Annotated in this window: 5 protein-coding genes and 1 pseudogene; all 6 read right to left on the reverse strand. The window is 68.8% G+C overall.

What is annotated here, in order from left to right; genetic code table 11:
* On the reverse strand, positions 1–225 hold a 225-nt coding region (locus ABZE72_RS16205; protein ID WP_372730070.1), incomplete at its 3' end, for a hypothetical protein.
* 1 nt (position 226) lies between these two features.
* Positions 227–1,117, reverse strand: a complete 891-nt coding sequence (locus tag ABZE72_RS16210; protein WP_372730071.1) for a phosphatidate cytidylyltransferase — start codon at positions 1,115–1,117, stop codon at positions 227–229.
* 11 nt (positions 1,118–1,128) lie between these two features.
* Positions 1,129–1,683 (reverse strand): ribosome recycling factor, encoded by a 555-nt coding sequence (gene frr, locus ABZE72_RS16215; protein WP_372730074.1) that lies wholly within the window; start codon positions 1,681–1,683, stop codon positions 1,129–1,131.
* A 55-nt stretch (positions 1,684–1,738) separates the two neighbouring features.
* Positions 1,739–2,452: a UMP kinase gene (pyrH, locus tag ABZE72_RS16220; RefSeq protein ID WP_372730072.1), complete on the reverse strand. Its 714-nt coding sequence runs from the start codon at positions 2,450–2,452 to the stop codon at positions 1,739–1,741.
* A 127-nt stretch (positions 2,453–2,579) separates the two neighbouring features.
* Positions 2,580–3,392 carry a translation elongation factor Ts gene (tsf, locus tag ABZE72_RS16225; protein WP_372730073.1) on the reverse strand — a complete coding sequence of 271 codons (813 nt, stop codon included), beginning with the start codon at positions 3,390–3,392 and terminating at the stop codon, positions 2,580–2,582.
* Positions 3,393–3,488: 96 nt separating this feature from the next.
* A pseudogene (locus ABZE72_RS16230) lies at positions 3,489–3,711 on the reverse strand (30S ribosomal protein S2); the annotation flags it as partial.

Here is a 3,711-nt window from a genome sequence, read left to right on the forward strand (position 1 = left end):
CTCGCGCAGTTCCTCGAGGATCCCGACGTCCTGCTCGGTCAGCAGCTGCGCCGTCGCCACGACGACCGGCTCGGGCGCGCAGAACCAGGTGGCGCGAGCGGGCAACCGGCCCGACTCGCGCAGCGCCCAGACGTCGTCGAAACCGGCGGGATCGAGCTCCGAGCGATGCTCCGGCACGCCGGGGTGCGCGAGCGCACGACCGTGCCGGACGAGGTGGAGGGCCACCTCAGAAGACGAGGTAGTGCAGCAGCAGCCAGACCGGTGCCACGGTGGCCAGCAACGAGTCGAGGCGGTCCATCAGCCCGCCGTGGCCGGGGATGACCTGGCTCATGTCCTTGATCCCGAGGTCCCGCTTGATCACCGACTCGCACAGGTCGCCGAGGGTGGCCATCACGACCACGATCAGACCGAGGACCACACCGACCCAGGCACGGCCGTCGAGCAGGTGGACGACGAGCACCCAGCCCGCGAAGACGCAGAAGAGCGTGGAGCCCGCGAAGCCCTCCCACGACTTCTTGGGTGAGATCACCGGCGCCATCGGGTGCCGACCGAAGAGCACGCCGGCGACGTAGCCGCCGGTGTCGGAGGCGACCGTGACCAGGATGAAGACGATGATCGCCCGGACGCCGGCATTGTCGAAGCCGCCGGTCGTGCCGTCATCGCCCTCGGCGAGGAGCAGGGCGACGAACGAGGCCAGGAACGGCACGTAGATCAGGGTGAACACCGAGGCTGTGGCGTTCTTGACGTAACCGTCGATGCCGCGACGCAACAGCCACAGCATGATCGCCAGCGCGGTCACGGCCGTCGCCGTCACCAGGGCCGGGGCACCGTAGAAGTAGGCGACCAGCACCATCACCACACCGCCGACCATCAGCGGCTGCTCGGGCAGGTCGATGTCCTTGGCGGCGAAGCCACGGTGCAGCTCCCAGACAGCGACCACGATCGCGACCGCCACGACGATGACGAAGGCGGTCTTCCAGAAGAACAGGGAGGCCCCGATGCCTGCCAGGAGGCCGAGGCCGGAGGCGACGGCGACCGGCAGGTTGCGGCCGGCGCGGCCGTGGTCCTTGGTGGGCTCCGCCGAGGCGGGCCCAGGAGGTGGGGTGGAGTCCGTCATGTCAGGGCCGCTCAGACTTCGAGCAGCTCGGCTTCCTTGTTCTTGAGCATCTCGTCGATCGCGTCGGTGTGCTTCTTCGTCAGCGAGTCGAGCCGCTTCTCGGCGCCGGTGACGTCGTCCTTGCCGACCTCGCCGTCCTTCTCGAGCTTCTCCAGGCCCTGCTTGGCGTTGCGGCGCAGGTTCCGCACGGCCACCCGGCCGTCCTCGGCCTTCGCCTTGGCCACCTTGATGTACTCCTTGCGACGCTCTTCGGTGAGCTCGGGGAAGACGCAACGCAGCATCTTGCCGTCGTTCGAGGGGTTGACGCCGAGGTCGGAGTCGCGGATGGCGCGCTCGATGCTGCCCATCGCGCCCACGTCGTAGGGCTGGATCAGGATGATCCGGGCCTCGGGCGCGGTGAAGGAGGCGAGCTGCTGCAGCGGGGTCGGCGAGCCGTAGTAGTCGACCACGATCTTGCTGAACATGCTGGGCTGCGCGCGGCCGGCTCGGATCGCCGAGAACTCCTCGCGCGTCGACTCGACCGACTTGGCCATCTTGGCGTCGGCCTCGTTGAGGATGTCGTTGATCACGGCTGCTCCTGTGTCGTTGCGATGGTGGGGGGTGCTGCGGTGACGGAAACCGTCAGCCGGCAGTCACCAGCGTGCCAATCTTGTCACCCTGCCCGACGCGCAGGATGTTGCCCTCGGGCTCCATGCCGAAGACCACCATGGGCAGCTTGTTCTCGCCACACAGTGCGAAGGCGGTCTGGTCCATGATCCGCAGCCCCTGCTGGATCGCCTCGTCGTAGGTGAGGCTGTCGTACTTGGTGGCGTCGGGGTCGACCTTGGGATCGGCGCTGTAGACCCCGTCCACGCCGCTCTTGGCGAAGAGCACGACGTCGCACTTGCTCTCCAGCGCACGCTGGACGGCGACGGTGTCGGTGGAGAAGAAGGGCATGCCCATCCCGGCGCCGAAGATCACGACGCGGCCCTTCTCCATGTGCCGGATGGCGCGACGCGGAACGTACGGCTCCGCGACCTGGCCCATCGTGATGGCGGTCTGCACGCGCGTCTCGATGCCCATCTTCTCCAGGAAGTCCTGGAGTGCGAGGCAGTTCATCACGATGCCGAGCATGCCCATGTAGTCGGCGCGCACCCGGTCCATGCCGCGCTGCTGGAGCTCGGCACCGCGGAAGAAGTTGCCACCCCCGGTGACGACGGCGACCTGGACCCCCGACCGGGCGACGTCCGCGATCTCCCGGGCGATCGCCTGCACGACGTCCGGGTCGACGCCGACCTTGCCGCCACCGAAGACCTCGCCGGACATCTTGAGCAGGACTCTCTTGTAGCCCGTCACGGGCGGCTCCTTCGATCGACGTGGAGGGGAGCACACGAGAAGGCCGGTCCGATGATCAGGATCTGCATCATCGAACCGGCCTCCTCGGGTGCGTCTGGCGCCAAACTATTCCATGCTGGCCCGTGGGTCAGGCACCGACCTCGAAACGGGCGAACCGCTTCAGCTCGGTGCCGGCCTCGGCCAGGACGGCCTTGACGGTCTTCTTGTTCTCGGTGACCGACGGCTGCTCGAGCAGGACGACGTCCTTGAAGAAGCCGTTGAGCCGGCCCTCGGTGATCTTGGCGATCGCCTGCTCGGGCTTGCCCTCCTCACGCGAGGTCGCCTCGGCGATCTCACGCTCCTTGGCGACGACGTCCGCGGGGACCTCGTCACGGGAGAGGTACTGCGGGCGCATCGCGGCGATCTGCATCGCGGCGCTGCGGGCAGCCTCCTCGTTGCCGTCGAACTCGACGAGAACGCCGACGGCCGGCGGGAGGTCAGCGGCACGCTTGTGCATGTAGACCACGACGGGGCCGTCGAAGTAGGCGACCCGACCGAGCTCGATCTTCTCGCCGATCGTCATAGCCAGGTTCGCCACGACCTCGCCGACGGTCGAACCGTCGAGCTCGACGGCCTTCAGGGTCTCGGCGTCGCCGGCCTGGGCGGCCGCGGCCGCGTCGGCGATGCGCTGGGCGACCGCGATGAAGTCGGTGCCCTTGGCGACGAAGTCGGTCTCGCAGTTGATCTCGACGAGCGCGCCGCCGGAGGTGGCGACCAGGCCGGCGGTGGCCTCGCGGGTCTCACCGCGCTCCGCCGCCTTCTTGCCCAGCTTGATCCGGATCAGCTCGGCGGCCTTGTCCAGGTCGCCGTCTGCCTCGTCGAGCGCCTTCTTGCAGTCCATCATGCCGGCGCCCGTGCTCTCACGGAGCGTCTTGACGTCGGCGGCGGAGAAGTTAGCCATGTTGTTCGTCCCTCGGAGTGTGTGTGGAGTCGAACGCTCACCGGACGCGGTCGTGCCCCGGCCGGAGCCGGCACACGACCGCGTGACCGAAGAACGTCAGGCCTTGGCCTCGTCGGCCGCAGGCGCGTCCGTGGTGGCCTCGGTGGTGGCCTCGGCGGCCTCGGTCGCCTCGGCGGCCTCGGACGCAGCGCCCGTGGCCTCGGAGGCGGGGGTCTCGGCCGTGGCGTCGCCGCCGGTGGCCTCGACGGCAACCTTCTCTGCGTCGCCGGCGAGCAGCTCGCGCTCCCACTCGGCCAGCGGCTCCTCGGCGCCGACCTCA

Source organism: Nocardioides sp. (genome assembly GCF_041600255.1).
Lineage (GTDB): Bacteria > Actinomycetota > Actinomycetes > Propionibacteriales > Nocardioidaceae > Nocardioides.

Coding starts and splice junctions, on each gene's coding strand:
- tsf (WP_372730073.1), bottom strand. CDS start 3,392: ATGGCTAACTTCTCCGCCGCCGACGTCAAGACGCTCCGTGAGAGCACG.
- ABZE72_RS16210 (WP_372730071.1), bottom strand. CDS start 1,117: ATGACGGACTCCACCCCACCTCCTGGGCCCGCCTCGGCGGAGCCCACC.